A 17,177-nucleotide genomic window follows, 5' to 3' on the forward strand; every position below is an offset into this window, starting at 1 on the left:
CCCCTTATTTCATTCCTTGCCTTATCCATCCATTCATCCATTCATCCATTCAATATAAAAATTAATCTATCCGTCTTGGCGTTATGAATTTCTCATGATATTTTTAGTTAGATATCTAACTATGTGACTTCTATCTTTATGCCTGATGCGTTGACTTTCCTGCCTGACCCCACCCAGTTTTCCCGTTTGCTGCACTTTACCGCCCGTGCCTGGCGGCTGGCTGTCGATCGCCGGCTGAAGGCGCAGGGGCTGAACCAGGCCAGTTGGGTCACGGTTTCTACTATCGCCGGGGCGGATGCCCCGTTGACGCAAAGTGAACTGGCCGCCGCCCTGGGGCTGGAAGGGGCCACGGTGGTGAGTATGATCGACAAACTGGTGCGCCAGGGGCTGGTGGAGCGGGTGATGACGCCGGAAGACCGCCGCAAGCGGCTGCTGGTGGTCACCGACGCCGGGCAGGCGATGTACCGGCAGGTCAAAGGCGAGGCGGATGCGCTGCGCGAAAACCTGCTGGCCTCGCTGGCGGGGGAGGATCTTGCCGTCACCATGCGGGTGTTGGAGACATTGCGGCAGGCGGCTGAACAGAGCCGATGAAACCTTACATTGTGCGTGAGTGGGCGCCGCATGAGCGCCCGATGATGCCGGGTTCGCCGTCCACCCCGCTGCACCCCTGGCCAAAACGGCTGGCGTTCGGGTTTGTCGGGATTCTGGTGGCGATCACCGGCAGCCTCGGTAACGCGCTGGTCACCGCCAACCTCACCAACCTCCAGGGGGTGCTCGGCGCGTTCAGCAACGAGGTCGCCTGGTTGCCGGCGGTCTACGTAATGACCAACATCTCCATCAACCTGCTGCTGGTAAAGTTCCGTATGCAATTTGGCCTGCGGCTGTTTACCGAGGCGTTTTTGCTGCTTTACGCGCTGGTGACCTTTTTCCACCTGTTCGTCAACGATCTGGGTTCCGCCATCGCGGTGCGGGCGGCACACGGTGCGGTGGCGGCGGCACTGAGTTCACTCGGCATCTACTACATGATTCAGGCGTTCCCGGCCAAGCACCGGCTGAAAGCGCTGGCGATCGGCATCAGTGCGTCACAGCTGGCGATCCCGCTGGCGCGGCTCTTCTCCGCCGGGCTGCTGGAGCTGAACGAGTGGCGCGGCCTCTATCTGTTTGAGCTGGGGCTGGCGCTGATCTGCCTTGGCTGCGTGCTGATGCTGAAACTGCCGCCGGGCGATCGCTATAACACCTTTGAAAAGATGGATTTCGTCACCTTTTTCCTGATGGCGCCGGGGATGGGGCTGCTGTGCGCGGTGATCTCGCTCGGCCGCTACGACTGGTGGACCAGCACCCCCTGGCTGGGCTGGGCGCTGGCAGGGGCCATCGTGCTGATCGTCGCCGCGGTGCTGGTAGAGCACCGGCGTAAAAACCCGTTGCTGAATGTGCGCTGGCTCGGCAGCGGCAGCGTGCTGCGCCTGGGGCTGACCATGGTACTGATGCGCATCGTCATGGCGGAACAGAACGTCGGGCCGATCGGTTTCCTGCAATACCTCGGTTTGCAGAACGACCAGATGACGGCGCTGTCGCTGGCGGTGCTGCTGGGCGTAATCGCCGGGATAGCCACCAGCGCGTTGACCATCAAACCCACGCAGCTGGAGTGGCCGGTGGTGATCGCGCTGGTGCTGATGATCGCCTCGGCGCTGCTTGATTCCCAGTCCAATAACCTGACGCGCGCGCCGCAGATGGTGGTCAGCCAGTTCATGATGGGCTTTGCCGGGGCGCTGTTCGTTGCCCCGGCGATGCTGTCGATCATCGGCAGTGTGGTGGCGGAGCCGCGCAACCTGGTGAGCTTTGTGGCGGTGTTCGGCATGAGCCAGAACCTCGGCGGGCTGATCGGCTCGGCGCTGCTCGGCACCTTCCAGATCTGGCGCGAAAAATATCACTCCAGTGTCATCGCCGATAACCTCAGCAACCTTGACCCGCTGGTGATGGAGCGCCTCAACAGCTACAGCGCCGGGCTGAGTGCCACCCTGGGGGATGCCACCCTGCGCGGCGCACAGGGGGTGGTGCTGTTGCAGAGCGCCGCCACCCGTGAAGCCAATGTCCTGGCCTATAACGACGTTTACCTGCTCACCGCATCCATTGCGGCGGGCACTTTGATCTGGCTGTTAAGCCGTTTTGCCCGCAAACAGTGGCGCGCCCGTCAGGCACGGCGGCAGGCTGCCCTGTCTGAAGCAACATTGTCTGCATCTACACCGGCGGCGACGTCTGCCGGTTCAACGGAGGGTTCATGAGTCAGGAAGTTATTGCCCCGTCAGCGAAAAAAAACCGGGCCAAGCGGATAGCCACGGTGGCGGTACCACTGCTGATTGCAGTGATCGGGGTATTGGTGGTGCTGTATGCCTGGCAGTTGCCGCCGTTTTCACCCACCCGGCAGTCCACGGAGAACGCCTACGTTCGCGGCCAGGTCACGGTAATCAGCCCGCAGGTGAACGGCTATATCACGTCGGTGCGGGTAAATGATTACGATCAGGTACACAAGGGCGACCTGCTGATGACCATTGATGACCGCATCTATAAACAGCGGCTGCATCAGGCACAGGCGCAGTACGCGATGAAACAGGCGGCGCTGGCGAATAACCGCCAGCAACGTGCCAGTGCCGAGGCGGCCATCATCCGCAGTGAGGCGGCGGTGCAGAATGCCGGGGCGCAGGCGCAGAAAGCCCGGCTTGACCTGAAACGGGTGGAGGATCTGGTCTCTGACGGATCGCTTTCGGTACGCGAACGTGACGCGAGCCGGGCCGCCGCCGCACAGGCGCAGGCGGATGTGGCACAGGCCAAAGCCGCGCTGGTGATGGCAAAGCAGGACGTGCAGACCGTGGTGGTGAACCGAGCCTCGCTGGAAGCGGACGTGGCGAACGCCGCCGCGGCGGTGGAACTGGCGGAGATCGATCTTGCCAATACCCGCATTCTGGCCCCGCGTGACGGCCAGCTCGGGCAGGTGAGCGTGCGGCAGGGCGCGTATGTCGCCGCCGGGACACACCTGACGGCGCTGGTGCCGCAACAGCTGTGGGTGGTTGCGAACATGAAAGAGACGCAGATGGCGCAGGTGCGCGTCGGCCTGCCGGTAACCTTTAGCGTGGATGCGCTGGATGGGGCGGTTTACAGCGGGGTGGTGGAGAAGATTTCCCCGGCCACCGGTTCTGAGTTCAGCACCATTGTGGCGGATAACGCCACCGGTAACTTTGTGAAGATTGCCCAGCGGTTGCCGGTGCGTATCCGCATTAATGCGGATGCGGCAGCCCGCGCACGGCTGCGGCCGGGGATGTCGGTGGTGGTGAACATCCATACCGACCGGCCGGCAGAGCCGTTGCCGCCGGTGGAGCGTGCGCAATGAGAGGCAAAAACCTGACGTTGTTGCCGCTGGTGCTGGTGCTGGCAGCCTGTGGCGGCAGCCGGGTTGACCCAGCACCGCATACGCTTGTGATCCCGCCGCAGTGGCGGGCGCCGTTGGCCCCTTCTTCGGTCAGCGGCCATGACTGGTGGCAGGGGTTTGGCGATCCGCAGCTGAACCGGCTGGTGGATCAGGCGCTGCGCTACAACACCGATATTTTGCAGGCACGTTCCCGCGTGGATGAGTATCAGGCCCGGGTGCGGGCGGCCATTGGTGACCAGTTGCCGACGCTGGATATCGGGGCGAACGCGGTGCGCCAGCGCACGCTCTCCTCCGTGACCGGCCAGCAGACGCGCAGCACGGTGTATCAGGGTACGCTGCAACTCAATTATGACGTTGACCTGTGGGGTGGGCAGCGCAGTGCCACCGAGGCGGCGCGGGCCGGTCTGGAGGCCCAGCGGGCGGCGGCGGATGCGGCGATGTTGCAGGTGGCTTCCTCGGTGGCGTCCGGCTACCTGACCCTGCGCGGGCTGGATGCGCAACTGGCGCTGACGCAGGCGACGCTCACCTCGCGCGAGAACTCGCTGAATCTGGCGAAGCGGCAGTATGAGACCGGCTACAGCTCGCGGCTGGAGTGGGTGCAGGCGGAGTCCGAGTACCGGGCGACGCGGGCGCAGATCCCGCAGTTGCAGCACCAGATTACCCAGCAGGAGAACGCGCTGAACCTGCTGCTTGGCGCAAATGCCGGCCCGGTGGCACGCGGCCCGGCGCTGGACCAGCTTATCGCGCCGCCGTTGCCGTCGCGCTTGCCGTCAACGCTGCTTAACCGCCGCCCGGACATTGTGCAGGCTGAGCGGTTACTGGTGGCGGCGGATGCCACACTGGCCACCTCACGCGCCAACCTGTTGCCGTCACTCAACCTTACCGCCGGCGGCACCTTGCAGGAGAGCACGCTGGAAGAGGTGCTCTCCAACCCGTTCCGGCTCTGGTCGCTGGGCGGCAGCGTGCTGGCCCCGCTTATCAACCGCGAGGCGCTGAATGCGCAGGTGGATATTTCGATGGCTGCGCGCAACCAGGCGCTGTACCAGTATGAGTACGTGGTGCGTAACGCTTTTGTGCAGGTGAATGACAGCATCGACGCCATCACCCGGCTGGGGCAGCAGCTCACCGAGGCCGAGCAGCAGCAGCAGGCGCTGGGCGATGCCCTGCGGATTGCGCACAACCGTTATACCAACGGGTACGCCTCCTATCTGGAGGAGCTGGATGCCCAACGGGCGCTCTACAGTACCCAGCTGACGGTGATTCAGCTTAAGACCAATCTGCTGCTGGCGCAGATTGATTTGTGGCATGGGATGGGGGGTGGATGGGAGAGGCAATGATGCCTGATGGGCGGGAATGTTTCGGGTGTTAGTGTGTAGTGGAACGTTTCGGTTGTTCCGCATTGCAATCTTCCTGAGCCACCATGCCTCAACCGAGCAGGGCCTGCCGGCGCGCCGGCCCTGCACCCGCGCGCTTTCGGTGCCCCGGCTGAATCATTGCCCGCTCTCGCGGGTGACCCTCATTTCGCCTCCGGGCTGATCGGGCCGCCGCAGCCACGCTCCCAGCGTGGCTGCGACTCTCACGGGCATCCATGCCCGTTCGCCCGGCCCTGCGGCTCCACTCGGCAATGATTTTTACGCCCCCACCAGACTGCATATCTTTGGGTATGTAAGGAAAGAGTAGAGGGAGATTCTTTTTGCTGAGCGCGCATGTACTCTTTGCCTGCGTCTCCACTCGGCAATGATTTTTACGCCCCCACCAGATTGCAAATCTTTGGGTATGTAAGGAAAGCGTAGGGGCGGCACCTTGGGATTTCTGCATACTCGCTCGGCCTAGCGGCTCTATTGGTCAATGATTTTTACGCCCCCACCAGACTGCAAATCTTTGGGTATGTAAGGAAATGGTAGGTGGGGAGCGTTAATCAGTGCCGGCTCATTTTTTCCCGTTTTTTCTCACCTGTCTCTTTGAGGATTTTTATATTAGCGCGGCTAAAAAAATGAGGGGTTTTAGGCTTGTAACCCATTTTGTCGCTGCTAATTTTTGCTTAATCGCGGGTGAGAAGCGGGACGGTGAGCTTCCGGCGGTGTGCCGGGCGTTGGGGTCAGGGCTGTTTCTCCTGCCGGGGGCGGGGAAGACGGCGGGGAGGCACTATGGACAAACACGTTACCGATTTTCTGGTGATCAAAGATGTGGTTTTCTGGCTGATTATTGGCTTCGTTACACTGTTTCTGGTAGTGACGCTGAAAATTATCCGCCGGAGCCTGGCAGACAGTAACTGGAAGATGAGCGAAGCAATCAGTGAACCCGAGGGCTCGCCCGTAGCACCCATTGCCCCCGGCGAACCCACGGGGGAGGCTACGGCGGTCATCACAGCGGCACCGGTTAAACCGGTGATGGTCGCCAGCTCCAGCCGCTTAATCGCCCTGATCGGCGGTATAATTCTGGCGGCGATGTACCTCGGCACCGGTTATTACATGCTGTTCGCTATATTCTATTTACCGGAAGAGGTAAAAAACATCGATGATATCAACCAATTCTTTGTGATGGGCATGACGCTCTTTTCACCCTATGCGGTAAATAAACTCTCGACCATGTTTAAAGGCTGATAATGCAGCGGCCCTTAACCCCATGGCAAGGGCTGCTTGATCATCTCTTGATTGGTAGATACCGATACCGAAAATTGGCAACCTTAAAGCAGAGATTCAATACTGGCGACCGGGAAAAAGAACTTATAGTCATCCTTATCGGTTTTTAGCGGTATAAAGCCCATCTTGCGATAAAACTCAGCGGCGCGTTCATCCTTCGCTTCCACCATAACGGAATAGATACCGATGGCATCAGCGGCGTAGTAAGCAATGCGCAGTGCATCAAGGACCAGTTGCGTACCAAAGCCTTTACCGGCAACGCGCTTATCAACGGCGAGACGCCCAAGCGTGATACACGAGATTTCGCGATAGGGAACATGCTTCTTATATTGGCTGGTCATACTGGCTTTGGCGTAACTTCCGCCGGACAGCGTATAAAAGCCCATTACCTCGGGAGCCGGTTCATCAGTGATGAGCAAATACGCTTTAAGAACATTGCCGACATGCTGTTTAGCCAAATGCTTTTTCAGAAACTCGTCCAATTCAGGGCGGCCACAGCAGAAGTTTTCGACGTTGATATTCATACCTGCCGAAAACTTCACAATTTTCAGTTTTACCGATTCCATTCCCAGGTAGATTCCTCGCGACTGCGGGCGGCCGCACGGCGAAGGCGTTCATTAGGTGCCGGCGGATTCTCTAACGCGTCCATAACAGCATTCCATGAAGCCTCTGTCAGTTTGATACGGCTATGCTCGCTGATGACAGTTTCAGCCCTTGCCAGCGCAGAGTCAGCAATGAATTGTGAAACGCTGACGCGGCTTATCTGGGCTGCGGTTTCGATTTCGGCCTTCATATCCGAGCTTACCCGGAGTTCAAGGCGCTCATTTTTAGCCACGGATGACATTTTCTTCTCCGGTCATAAAGAGATACTGAGTTTGTACGGCACTTTGCCGTACACGCCATCTTATTCCTGCCGTGTGAGGGCGTACAGCAATATTTAAAAAGATAGCCGCACAGCCCGCACAAAGAAGCTCCCCTACCATTTCCTTACATACCCAAAGATTTGCAGAGGTGGTGGGGGCGTAAAAATCATTGCCGAATGGAGACGCAGGGCCGGGCGAGCACACACGGATGTGTGCGAGAGTCGCAGCCACGCTGGGAGCGTGTCTGCGGCGGCCCGATTAGCCCGGAGGCGGAGTGAGGGCCACCCGCGAGAGCGGGCAATGATTCAGCCAGATCACCCAAAGCGCGGGGATGCAAGGGGCGGGCGCTTACGCGCCCCTTGCGCGGTGGCGGCAGCGGGGCCACATAAGGTGTGCGGACGTATGCCAACGCAACAAACCTCGATCCCAGAAAAGGCATTGCACAGATGCCAACACGCGCAACAAACCTCAATCCCATTAAACTTAAACATCGCTGAAGTCTGGCGATCTCCAGACGAAAAAAAACCCACATCGGACAGTGGGTTTGGTTGCAACCGGCAACAAAGGAGGAACTGCTCTTCCTCGCGGATAAGCATACCCGGTTCACCTCAACGGTGGGTAACCGCAAATGAAAAGTAATTGTGAAGAGATGTGAGAGCACAAAATGGATACGCCAAAATGTGACAGAGTTACCATGGGTGATAATCACCCATGGTAAAGAATATTTCTCTGAAAATAAGAATAAGATTAAAATACTCTTCTGAGTTATTCGAAATGTGACACAGATCAATATGGATTTATTCGAGAAATGCGGAGGGTTTCCGCGTGGTGGGTGTGTCTGTGGGCAGCCCTTTGAATTATTTTGCTATTTTTCCTTACAATACTCTCACATGAGTTAAGAAAACGCTTCTCGTATAGTGTCCCTCTTATTTGAGAACGACTGTTCTCGCTTTTCAACCAGAGTGAATACTATGCGCCGCAAACTTCTCTCCATGAGCATTGTGATGCTTCTTTCTGCGTGCGACCAATCGGCTTCCTCCTCTGCCGGCGCGTCTGCGCAGGCACAGGCTCCGGCCGTTGATGTCGTCACGCTGCATGCCCAGCCTGTAAGCCTGACCAGCGACCTGCCGGGGCGCACCAGCGCCGTGCGTACCGCCGAAGTGCGCCCGCAGGTCAGCGGCATCATCCAGAAACGTTACTTCACCCAGGGCAGTGAGGTCAAAGCCGGCCAGCCGCTTTACCAGATCGACCCGGCGACCTATCAGGCCGCCTATGACAAAGCCCAGGCGACCCTGCGCAATGCGGCCGCGCTGGCGAAGCGTTACAAGCCGCTGGCTGAGGCGCACGCCGTAAGCAGCCAGCAGTATGAAGATGCCGTGGCGGCGCAGAAAGAAGCCGAGGCAGATGTGGAGTCCGCCCGCGTTAACCTGAACTACACCCGCATCACTGCGCCTATCAGCGGCCACATCGGCCGTACCCTCTACACCGAAGGCGCACTGGTTACCAACGGCCAGACCAACTACCTGACCACCATCCAGCAGCTTGACCCGATCTATGTTGACGTCAGTGAATCCTCGCAGGATCTGCTGCGCCAGCGCCGCGCCCTGGCCTCCGGCCAGCTGGCATCGGCCGGGGCCAATGCGGCCAAAGCCACGCTGACGCTGGAAGACGGCTCGGCCTACTCCCTGCCGGGCCGCCTGGAGTTCTCAGAAGTGACGGTTGACCAGGGTACCGGCTCCGTGACCATGCGCGCCTCCTTCCCGAACCCGCACGGCGAACTGCTGCCGGGGATGTTCGTGCATGCCACCCTGCAACAGGGCGTGCAGCAGCAGGGCATTCTGGTGCCGCAGGAAGCGATTGGCCATGACGTGAAAGGCAAGCCGTATGTCTACGTGGTGAAAGCAGACAGCACCGTGGAGCAGCGTTCCATCGAGACCGGCGAAATGATCAGCGGCAACTGGCTGGTTAACAGCGGCCTGAAAGAGGGCGACCGGGTGATCACCAACGGCCTGCAAAGCGTGCGCAACGGCGTCAAGGTAACGGCGACCGAGCAGGCGAAACAGGCTGACGCTGATTCCACCAAGAACCTTTCCCTGACCGATCCGTCCGCACAGTAAGGTTAACGCATGTCTAAATTTTTCGTCGAGCGTCCGATCTTTGCCTGGGTTGTGGCAATTATCGTGATGCTGGCCGGTGCGCTCTCCATTATGCACCTGCCGATTAACCAGTACCCGAACATCGCCCCGCCGGCGATCTCGGTCACCGTCACCTATCCGGGTGCCTCTGCCCAGACGGTGCAGAACACCGTGGTACAGGTGATTGAACAGCAGCTCAACGGGCTGGATAACCTGCGCTACATCGAGTCACAAAGTAACAGTGACGGCAGCGCCACCATCATCGCCACCTTTGATCAGGGCACCGACCCGGACATCGCCCAGGTTCAGGTGCAGAACAAGGTGTCGCTGGCTGAATCCCAGCTGCCGACCGAGGTGGTGAACCAGGGGATGCGCGTCGCGAAGTACCAGTCGAACTTTATGATGGTGGTCAGTTTGATCGCCGACAGCGGCTCGATGACCAACTCCGACCTCAGCAACCTGCTGGTCACCAAGCTGGAAGACCCGATCACCCGTACCAAAGGCGTGGGCGACTTCCTGATGATGGGCTCCGAATACGCGATGCGCATCTGGCTCGACCCGGCCAAACTCTACAAATACCAGCTGATCCCAAGTGATGTGACCGCGGCGATCAACCAGCAGAACGTGCAGGTGTCGTCCGGTAAGCTCGGCGGCCTGCCGACGGTGAAACAGACCAAACTCAGCGCCACCATCATCGGCAAAACCCGCTTCACCACCACCCAGCAGTTCAAGGATGTGTTGCTGAAGGTTAACCCGGACGGTTCACAGGTGCGCCTGAGCGATGTGGCCAACATCGATCTGGGGCCGGAGAACTACAGCATCGCCTCGACCCTGAACGGCAAGCCGTCAACCGGTATTGCGCTGCGTCTGGCGAGCGGGGCAAACATCCTCGACACCGCCAAAGCGGTACGCGCAACGCTGGATGGCCTGAAGTCCTCGCTGCCGGAAGGCGTGCAAATCAAGTTCCCGTATGACACCTCGCCGGTGGTCAGCGCCTCGATTGAGGAAGTGGTGAAAACCCTGCTGGAAGCGATCGTGCTGGTGTTCTGCGTGATGCTGCTGTTCCTGCAAAACCTGCGCGCCACCCTGGTGACCACGCTGGTGGTGCCGGTGGTGCTGCTCGGTACTTTCGGTATCCTTGCTGCCTTCGGTTACTCGATCAACACCCTGACGATGTTCGGGATGGTGCTGGCGATCGGCCTGCTGGTGGATGACGCCATCGTGGTGGTGGAGAACGTCGAACGTGTGATGCACGAGGAGAAACTCGACCCGAAAGCCGCCACCATCAAATCGATGGAGCAGATCCAGGGCGCGCTGTTCGGCATCGCGCTGGTGCTCTCAGCGGTACTGATCCCGATGGCGTTCTTCGGCGGCTCGACCGGCATCATCTACCGCCAGTTCTCGATCACCATCGTCTCCGCGATGGCGCTCTCGGTGCTGATGGCGCTGATCTTCACTCCGGCGCTGTGTGCCACCATCCTCAAGCAGTATGACGAGGAGAAAGCGCATACCGGCTTTGCCGGCTGGTTCAACCGCATGTTTGACGCGGGCACACTGCATTACACCCGCAGCGTGCAGGGCGTGATCTCGCGCCGTAACCTGTTCCTGGTGATTTACCTCGGCATCGTGCTGGTGACCGGTTTCCTGTTCACCCGCGTGCCGACCTCCTTCCTGCCGGATGAAGACCAGGGCGTAATGCTGGTGCAGGTGACCCTGCCGCCGAACGCCTCCTCAGAGCGTACCCAGGCAGTGCTGGACACCATGCGCAGCTACCTGCTGGACAAAGAGGGCGCGTCGGTGAAATCGGTGTTCACCGCCAACGGCTTCAGCTTCTCCGGCCGCGGCACCAACGTTGGTATCGCCTTCGTATTGCTGAAAGACTGGAGTGAGCGCGGCACAGACCAGACGGTGCAGGCGCTGGCCGGCCGTTCCATGGCGCACTTCTCGCAACAGAAAGATGCCAAAATTTACGCGCTGGTCCCGCCGGCAGTGATGGAGCTGGGTAACGCCACCGGCTTTGACTTCTTCCTGCAGGATACCAACAACGCCGGGCATGAGGCGCTGATTGCCGCGCGTAACCAGTTCCTGGGTATGGCCGCGAAAGACAAACGCCTGACGGCAGTGCGCCCGAACGGCATGGATGACGAGCCGCAGTATGAGCTGATGATTGATGACGAACGCGCCCGCGCCCTTGGCCTGAGCCTGGAAGACATCAATGACACGCTCTCCGCCGCCTGGGGTTCCAGCTACGTTAACCAGTTCATGTACCAGGACCGCGTGAAGAAGGTCTACATCCAGGGCCGCGCTGCCTCGCGCGTGACGCCGGAAGACCTCGACAAGTGGTATTTCCGCAACAGCAGCGGCCAGATGGTGCCTTACTCCGCCTTCGGCAGCGGCAAATGGGGCTACGGCTCGCCACGTTTTGAGCGCTTCAACGGCGTCTCCTCCGTGGAACTGATGGGCTCCCCGGCCAGCGGCTACAGCTCCGGCGACGCCAGCAAAGCAGTGATGGAGATCGCCGCCAAACTGCCGAAAGGGTTCCGCGTGCAGTGGCACGGCATCTCCTATGAGGAGCAGATCTCCGGCTCGCAGGCCCCGGCGCTTTACGGCATCTCGGTGCTGGTGGTGTTCCTCTGCCTGGCCGCCCTGTATGAGAGCTGGAGCATTCCGTTCTCGGTGCTGCTGGTGGTACCGCTCGGCGTACTGGGGACCATCGGGGCAGTGCTGATGCGCGGCCTGCAGAATGACGTCTTCTTCCAGGTGGGGCTGCTGACCACGGTGGGGCTGGCGGCGAAAAACGCCATATTGATTGTGGAGTTCGCCAAAGAGCTGCATGAGCGCGAGGGCAAAGGGATTGTTGAGGCGGCAGTAGAAGCGGCTAAACTGCGTATCCGCCCGATCATCATGACCTCGATGGCGTTCATCCTCGGCGTAGTGCCGCTGACCATTTCCCACGGCGCGGGGGCGGGCAGCCAGCACTCCATCGGCACTGCGGTAGTGGGCGGGATGATCACCGCCACCTTCCTGGCGATCTTCTTTGTACCGATGTTCTATGTGGTGGTGGTACGCCTGTTTACCCGTAACCGCGCAGACAAGACTAAACCTGTGACCGCCAATGGCCACGCTATTGAGAAAACAGACCATGAATAAGCCACTCCGCCTCTCTTTGATGGCGCTGGTGACCCTCGCCACCCTGAGCGGGTGTACGCTTGAACCGAAATATGAACAGCCGGCGATGCCGGTTCCCGCCAACTGGAACGTGCCCGCGCAGGGCACCGCTGCCAACGGCGCGGACATCGGCTGGAAAACCTTCTTCAACGATCCGGCGCTGCAACAGCTGGTCAGCCTGACGCTGGCCAACAACCGTGACCTGCGGGTAGCGGCGCTGAACGTGGAGAGTGCCCAGGCGCAGTTTGATGTAGACCGCGCCGCGCTGCTGCCGACCGTGGCCCTCGGTGCCGGCGGCACCGGTGCGCACCTGCCGGGCGGGCTGTACAACACCCGCACCACCGGCCCGGTGACTTACCATCAGTACCAGGCCAACCTCGGCGTGACCTCCTACGAGCTGGACCTGTTTGGCCGGGTGCGCAGCCTGCGTGACGAAGGGCTGGAGACCTACCTCCAGACCGACGCCACCCAGCGCGCCACGCAGATAAGCCTGGTGGCGGAGACCGTCTCCGGTTACCTGTCGCTGTGCGCAGACCGTGACCTGCTGACGCTGGCGCAACAGACGGTAGCGAGCCAGACCGACTCCTACAACCTGACCAAAGCCAGCTTTGATCAGGGCGTGGCCACCACCCAGGATCTGGCGCAGGCCGAGACCACGGTGCGCAGCGCGCAGGCGGACGTGGCGAGCTACAGCCGCCAGGTGCGTCAGGACATCAACGCCCTGAACCTGCTGGCCGGCACCACCGTGCCGCAGGCGCTGATTGACGGCGCGACGCTCAAGCGTGAATGGCACTTCCCGGCGATCCCGGCCGGGTTGCCGTCTGACCTGCTGACCCGCCGCCCGGACATCGTCGCGGCGGAGCATGCGCTGAAAGCGGCCAATGCCAACATCGGCGCGGCGCGCGCGGCCTTCTTCCCGAGCATTACGCTGACCGGGCAGGGCGGCACCACCAGCGCCAAACTCGGCGACCTGTTCTCCGGCGGTACCGGCTCCTGGTCGTTTATGCCGACGCTGAACCTGCCGATCTTTGACGGCGGCGTAAACCGCGCCAATCTGACCATTGCAGAAGTGTCGAAGAAGATTGAAGTGGCCCGCTATGAGAAGGCGATTCAGCAAGGGTTCGAAGAGGTCTCTGACGGCCTGGCCGGTCAGGCGACCTACCAGGATGAGCTGAAAGCGCGCGAACTGGACACCGCCGCCAACCAGCGCAACTACGACACCTCGGAGCTGCGTTACAAGCAGGGTGTGGACAACTACCTGAATGTGCTGGTGGCACAGCGTTCGCTGTACGCCGCGCAACAGGCGGAGATCACCACCCGCCTCGGCCAGCTCAACCAGACCATCACGCTCTACAAAGCCCTCGGCGGCGGCTGGCAGCCGTAACCGCGATGAGCTGATTGCATACAGACCATTCCCAAAGGGCGCTACGGCGCCCTTTTTTACGCCTGCTGTTCCAGCCCGGCCGCCACCAGCCCACGGAACGCGGCCAGCGCCGGGTTGTCACAATCCTGCCGCCACGCCATGTAGACGTCCGCCACCGCGCCCGCCTGCGGCAGCGGGCGGAAGGTAACGCCCTCCATCCGCAGGGACTGCGCCGAGGCCGGGACGATCGCCATGCCCAGCCCGGCTTTGACCAGCGCCAGAATGGTGTGGGTCTGGCTCAGGAACTGCACATAGCGCGGCAGCACGTTGGCCTGGCTGAACAGCGACACAATGCAGTCATAGAAATATTTCCCCTCATTCGGCGAGTACATGATAAACGGCTGGCGGTGCAGCGCCGTCAGGGCGGGGGCGGGGTCAGCCGCCAGCGGATCAGCGGCGGGCAGGGCGAGTACCAGCGGTTCACGCAGTACCCGCAGGTACTCCAGCGGGAACAGCGGCAGCGGCTGGCGCACAAACGCCACGTCCAGCGTGCGTGCCACCAGCGCCTGCAACTGCGCCGCCGACACCATCTCTTTTAAAATCATCTCCACGTCCGGCAGCACCCGGCTGGCTTCGGCGATCAGCGCCGGGATCTGGCTGTACGCGCATACGGCGGTAAAGCCCAGCGTCAGCCGCCCGGCGACCCCGGCCGCCACCCGCCGCGCCGAGATCTCCGCCTGCTGGGTAAACGCCAGGATCTGCCGCGCATCCCGCAAGAAACTTTCGCCGGAGGCCGTCAGGCGCACCTGCCGGTGGCTGCGGGTCAGCAGCGTGACGCCCAGGGCATGTTCCAGCAGCTGGATCTGGCGGCTCAGCGGCGGCTGGGTCATAAACAGCCGCCGGGCCGCACGGCCAAAGTGCAGCTCTTCGGCCACCGCCACAAAACAACGCAACTGGCTAAGCTCCATGATTCAATTCTTGTATCGGTTGATAGTGTTTCTAACTTAGACCGATATCGATGATGTTTCTATTATGTTAAGTGAATGATAGGCAATTGTTTTAACCGGCAGAGGGCCTGTGAGGGCCGGACGCCGGCATGCAGTGATAAAAAATAAAGAAATACAACTGTTTATTTAAAATTTCGATAGAACAATCTACCCGCCAGCGACGGCATCTAAGGCATAACGCCGCGATCAAGGATGAAACTCACCATGATGATGTGGAGACGACGATGACGACCCCTACCTCTGCCACTTCGCCGGCACAACAACCTTCCCCACGGGCAGTCCCGGTTGAGCAGGCGCAGCCCGGCCACTTCCGTTATGTGGTGCTGGCGATGATTTTCCTGATCACCGTGATTAACTATGCCGACCGGGCAACGATGTCGATAGCCGGGACGGAAGTCTCACGCGTGCTGGGCCTCGACCCGATGATGCTCGGGCTGGTGTTCTCTGCCTTTGCCTGGGCCTACGCGCTAGGGCAGATCCCCGGCGGCTGGCTGCTGGACCGCTACGGCGCGCGCCGCGTCTATGGGTGCAGTTTGCTGCTCTGGTCAGTGTTTACCATGATGCAGGGCACCGTGGGCTGGTTTGGTGTGACCGGGGTGTATGCCGCGATGGTGCTGTTTGCCATGCGCTTTATGCTCGGGCTGGTGGAAGCGCCCGCGTTCCCGGCCAACTCACGCATTGTGGCCTGCTGGTTCCCCACCAATGAACGCGGTACCGCCTCCTCACTGTTTAACTCCGCGCAATATATGGCGGTGGTGGTATTTACCCCGCTGATGGCCTGGCTGACCCACGCGCTCGGCTGGGAACATGTATTTGTCTGGATGGGCGCACTCGGGCTGGCGATCGGCGTCGGCTGGTTTGTGTTTTATAAAGAGCCGCATACCAGCCCCTACATTGGCAAGGCGGAGCTGGAGCACATCCGCGCCAACGGTGCGCTGGTGGATCTGGAGCAGAACCGCCGCCGTGACCGCCGCCGCTTCACCTGGCAGGAGGTGCGGCAACTCTTTACCAACCGCACCTTGTGGGGCATCTACATCGGCCAGTACTGCATTACCGCGCTGAGCTACTTCTTTATCACCTGGTTCCCGATTTACCTGATCAAAGGGCGCGGTATGTCGATCATGGAGGCGGGCTGGGTGGCCGCGCTGCCGGCCATCTGCGGATTCAGCGGCGGGGTGCTGGGCGGCATGTTCTCTGACTTCCTGATCCGCCGCGGTGTGCACCCGTCACCGGCGCGCAAGACGCCGTTTGTGCTCGGCATGTTTATGGCATCAATGCTGGTGTGGGCGAACGTGGTCTCTTCAGACAGCGCGGTGATTGCGCTGATGGCGGTGGCGTTCTTCGGCAAGGGGCTGTCGGCCATCGGCTGGGCGGTGATGTCTGACACCGCGCCGGAGCAGATGATCGGCCTGAGCGGCGGGGTGTTCAACTGCCTGGGCAACATCGCCGGGATCATCACCCCGGTGGTGATTGGTTACCTGGTGGCGACTACCGGCTCCTTTGAGACGGCGCTGTGGTTTGTCGGCGCACACGGCCTGCTGGGCATGTTCGGCTATCTGGTGGTAGCCGGGAAATTTGAACGGCTGGTGATTAAGCCGCCGGTGCAGGACGCCCGGCAATAAGCCTGCACATGGGGGTTGCCGCCGGGAAGGCGGCAACCTGCGCCATCAGGCCAGCACCACAAAATCACAGTGCTGTACTGACAGGGTACGGGTGCAGACCTCATACCCATTATGCGTTCCCTGATTATCCGCACTTCCCTCCACGGTCTGGAAGGTGTGATCCACGCCGTCAAACGCGAGGCCGGTATGGCGCCAGTGATCCGGCCCCTGTTTCACCAGAAACAGCCCGACCTGGGCCAAATCGCTCCACGGCGTGTTGCCGCTGTCGATATGCACCCCGGGGATAAACCGCCCCTGTTCTTTGGCGCTCTGCGCCAGCCCATCACAACTCAGCGATAACGCCAGCGGCAGCGGTATCTCCTGCACGGCGCAGGCCTGCATCACCACAAAGCTCACAAACCCGGCGCACCACGGAAACGCTTCGCCCTCCCGGCCATTGCAATACAGCCGCACCCACGGGCCGCGGTTCTCCCCGCCTAATTCAACAGGATGGGCATCCAGATGCTGGCGGGCAAGTTTCAGTAAGGTTGCCGGCAGGGTGGTGGACGGGGCGGGCAGCTTTAACACCTGCACCATCGGGGCCGCCAGCTGCGCCCAGTCATCGGGGTTTAGCGCCCCGTTGTCCTGTAACCCGGCCGCCTGCCGGAACCCCGACAGCGCCCGTTGGGTGGCCGGCCCGAAATCGCCGTCAATCACCAGGCCGTGGCCGTGGAACGTCAGCCACTCCTGCACACGTTTCACCGCACCGGATCGGGTATTCAGGGCAACCGGGCCGGGGTAATCGATTTCGGCCCGGATAAAATCGAGAGACGAGTAATCAGCCATAATATTTACCTCACGGTAGGGAGAGAGGCCCCAGCGCGCCGGGGGAGAGGATTTTTGTGTAAAAATTAGCCTCCTCTGGCGTAAGGTAAACCGGATACCGGGGAAATAACAGACAGGCAGCCCCTCAG

Annotated in this window: 13 protein-coding genes; 9 read left to right on the forward strand and 4 right to left on the reverse strand. The window is 60.7% G+C overall.

Annotated features, from left to right (window positions below; all coding sequences use genetic code 11):
- The first annotated feature begins 138 nt into the window (after positions 1–138).
- From CYR55_RS02770 to CYR55_RS02790, 5 genes are all read left to right on the forward strand, one after another.
- The gene (locus CYR55_RS02770) at positions 139–591 is read left to right on the forward strand and encodes a MarR family winged helix-turn-helix transcriptional regulator (RefSeq protein WP_101814689.1); all 453 of its coding nucleotides are present in this window, start codon (positions 139–141) and stop codon (positions 589–591) included.
- Entirely contained in the window at positions 588–2,282 is a 1,695-nt protein-coding gene (locus CYR55_RS02775) for an MFS transporter (protein WP_175580780.1), read from the forward strand. Before CYR55_RS02770 ends, CYR55_RS02775 begins: the two co-directional genes overlap by 4 nt.
- Positions 2,279–3,385 carry an HlyD family secretion protein gene (locus CYR55_RS02780; RefSeq protein WP_101814612.1) on the forward strand — a complete coding sequence of 369 codons (1,107 nt, stop codon included), beginning with the start codon at positions 2,279–2,281 and terminating at the stop codon, positions 3,383–3,385. Before CYR55_RS02775 ends, CYR55_RS02780 begins: the two co-directional genes overlap by 4 nt.
- Positions 3,382–4,761, forward strand: a complete 1,380-nt coding sequence (locus CYR55_RS02785; protein ID WP_101814613.1) for an efflux transporter outer membrane subunit — start codon at positions 3,382–3,384, stop codon at positions 4,759–4,761. The genes CYR55_RS02780 and CYR55_RS02785 overlap by 4 nt, the downstream gene beginning before the upstream one ends.
- 810 nt (positions 4,762–5,571) lie before the next feature.
- Complete coding sequence (locus tag CYR55_RS02790) at positions 5,572–6,027, forward strand: hypothetical protein (RefSeq protein ID WP_101814614.1); 456 nt, start codon at positions 5,572–5,574, stop codon at positions 6,025–6,027.
- Between the two features lie 83 nt (positions 6,028–6,110).
- Here the strand turns inward: CYR55_RS02790 and CYR55_RS02795 are convergent, their stop codons facing one another.
- Positions 6,111–6,632, reverse strand: coding sequence for a GNAT family N-acetyltransferase (locus CYR55_RS02795; protein WP_101814615.1), 522 nt, complete (start codon positions 6,630–6,632; stop codon positions 6,111–6,113).
- Positions 6,620–6,910 carry a type II toxin-antitoxin system TacA family antitoxin gene (locus CYR55_RS02800; protein WP_101814616.1) on the reverse strand — a complete coding sequence of 97 codons (291 nt, stop codon included), beginning with the start codon at positions 6,908–6,910 and terminating at the stop codon, positions 6,620–6,622. Before CYR55_RS02800 ends, CYR55_RS02795 begins: the two co-directional genes overlap by 13 nt.
- Positions 6,911–7,900: 990 nt before the next feature.
- Between CYR55_RS02800 and CYR55_RS02805 the strand changes: the two genes are divergently transcribed.
- The 3 genes from CYR55_RS02805 to CYR55_RS02815 are packed head-to-tail and all read left to right on the forward strand — an operon-like array spanning position 7,901 to position 13,616.
- Positions 7,901–9,046: an efflux RND transporter periplasmic adaptor subunit gene (locus tag CYR55_RS02805; RefSeq protein WP_101814617.1), complete on the forward strand. Its 1,146-nt coding sequence runs from the start codon at positions 7,901–7,903 to the stop codon at positions 9,044–9,046.
- Between the two features lie 9 nt (positions 9,047–9,055).
- Complete coding sequence (locus tag CYR55_RS02810) at positions 9,056–12,214, forward strand: efflux RND transporter permease subunit (protein ID WP_101814618.1); 3,159 nt, start codon at positions 9,056–9,058, stop codon at positions 12,212–12,214.
- Entirely contained in the window at positions 12,207–13,616 is a 1,410-nt protein-coding gene (locus CYR55_RS02815; protein WP_101814619.1) for an efflux transporter outer membrane subunit, read from the forward strand. The genes CYR55_RS02810 and CYR55_RS02815 overlap by 8 nt, the downstream gene beginning before the upstream one ends.
- Positions 13,617–13,672: 56 nt before the next feature.
- On the opposite strand, the gene CYR55_RS02820 is transcribed toward CYR55_RS02815, so the two are convergent.
- Positions 13,673–14,563 (reverse strand): LysR family transcriptional regulator, encoded by an 891-nt coding sequence (locus CYR55_RS02820; protein WP_206604026.1) that lies wholly within the window; start codon positions 14,561–14,563, stop codon positions 13,673–13,675.
- Positions 14,564–14,826: 263 nt separating this feature from the next.
- On the opposite strand from CYR55_RS02820, the gene CYR55_RS02825 reads away from it, so the two are divergent.
- Positions 14,827–16,224: an MFS transporter gene (locus CYR55_RS02825; RefSeq protein ID WP_101814621.1), complete on the forward strand. Its 1,398-nt coding sequence runs from the start codon at positions 14,827–14,829 to the stop codon at positions 16,222–16,224.
- A 45-nt stretch (positions 16,225–16,269) separates the two neighbouring features.
- Here CYR55_RS02825 and CYR55_RS02830 read toward each other — a convergent pair whose 3' ends face one another.
- Positions 16,270–17,049, reverse strand: a complete 780-nt coding sequence (locus CYR55_RS02830; RefSeq protein WP_165699509.1) for a peptidoglycan-binding domain-containing protein — start codon at positions 17,047–17,049, stop codon at positions 16,270–16,272.
- Between the last annotated feature and the right edge of the window lie 128 nt (positions 17,050–17,177).

Source organism: Chimaeribacter californicus (assembly GCF_002858675.1).
Taxonomy (GTDB): domain Bacteria; phylum Pseudomonadota; class Gammaproteobacteria; order Enterobacterales; family Enterobacteriaceae; genus Chimaeribacter; species Chimaeribacter californicus.

Coding starts and splice junctions, on each gene's coding strand:
- CYR55_RS02770 (WP_101814689.1), top strand. CDS start 139: ATGCCTGATGCGTTGACTTTCCTGCCTGACCCCACCCAGTTTTCCCGT.
- CYR55_RS02775 (WP_175580780.1), top strand. CDS start 588: ATGAAACCTTACATTGTGCGTGAGTGGGCGCCGCATGAGCGCCCGATG.
- CYR55_RS02780 (WP_101814612.1), top strand. CDS start 2,279: ATGAGTCAGGAAGTTATTGCCCCGTCAGCGAAAAAAAACCGGGCCAAG.
- CYR55_RS02785 (WP_101814613.1), top strand. CDS start 3,382: ATGAGAGGCAAAAACCTGACGTTGTTGCCGCTGGTGCTGGTGCTGGCA.
- CYR55_RS02790 (WP_101814614.1), top strand. CDS start 5,572: ATGGACAAACACGTTACCGATTTTCTGGTGATCAAAGATGTGGTTTTC.
- CYR55_RS02795 (WP_101814615.1), bottom strand. CDS start 6,632: ATGGAATCGGTAAAACTGAAAATTGTGAAGTTTTCGGCAGGTATGAAT.
- CYR55_RS02800 (WP_101814616.1), bottom strand. CDS start 6,910: ATGTCATCCGTGGCTAAAAATGAGCGCCTTGAACTCCGGGTAAGCTCG.
- CYR55_RS02805 (WP_101814617.1), top strand. CDS start 7,901: ATGCGCCGCAAACTTCTCTCCATGAGCATTGTGATGCTTCTTTCTGCG.
- CYR55_RS02810 (WP_101814618.1), top strand. CDS start 9,056: ATGTCTAAATTTTTCGTCGAGCGTCCGATCTTTGCCTGGGTTGTGGCA.
- CYR55_RS02815 (WP_101814619.1), top strand. CDS start 12,207: ATGAATAAGCCACTCCGCCTCTCTTTGATGGCGCTGGTGACCCTCGCC.
- CYR55_RS02820 (WP_206604026.1), bottom strand. CDS start 14,563: ATGGAGCTTAGCCAGTTGCGTTGTTTTGTGGCGGTGGCCGAAGAGCTG.
- CYR55_RS02825 (WP_101814621.1), top strand. CDS start 14,827: ATGACGACCCCTACCTCTGCCACTTCGCCGGCACAACAACCTTCCCCA.
- CYR55_RS02830 (WP_165699509.1), bottom strand. CDS start 17,049: ATGGCTGATTACTCGTCTCTCGATTTTATCCGGGCCGAAATCGATTAC.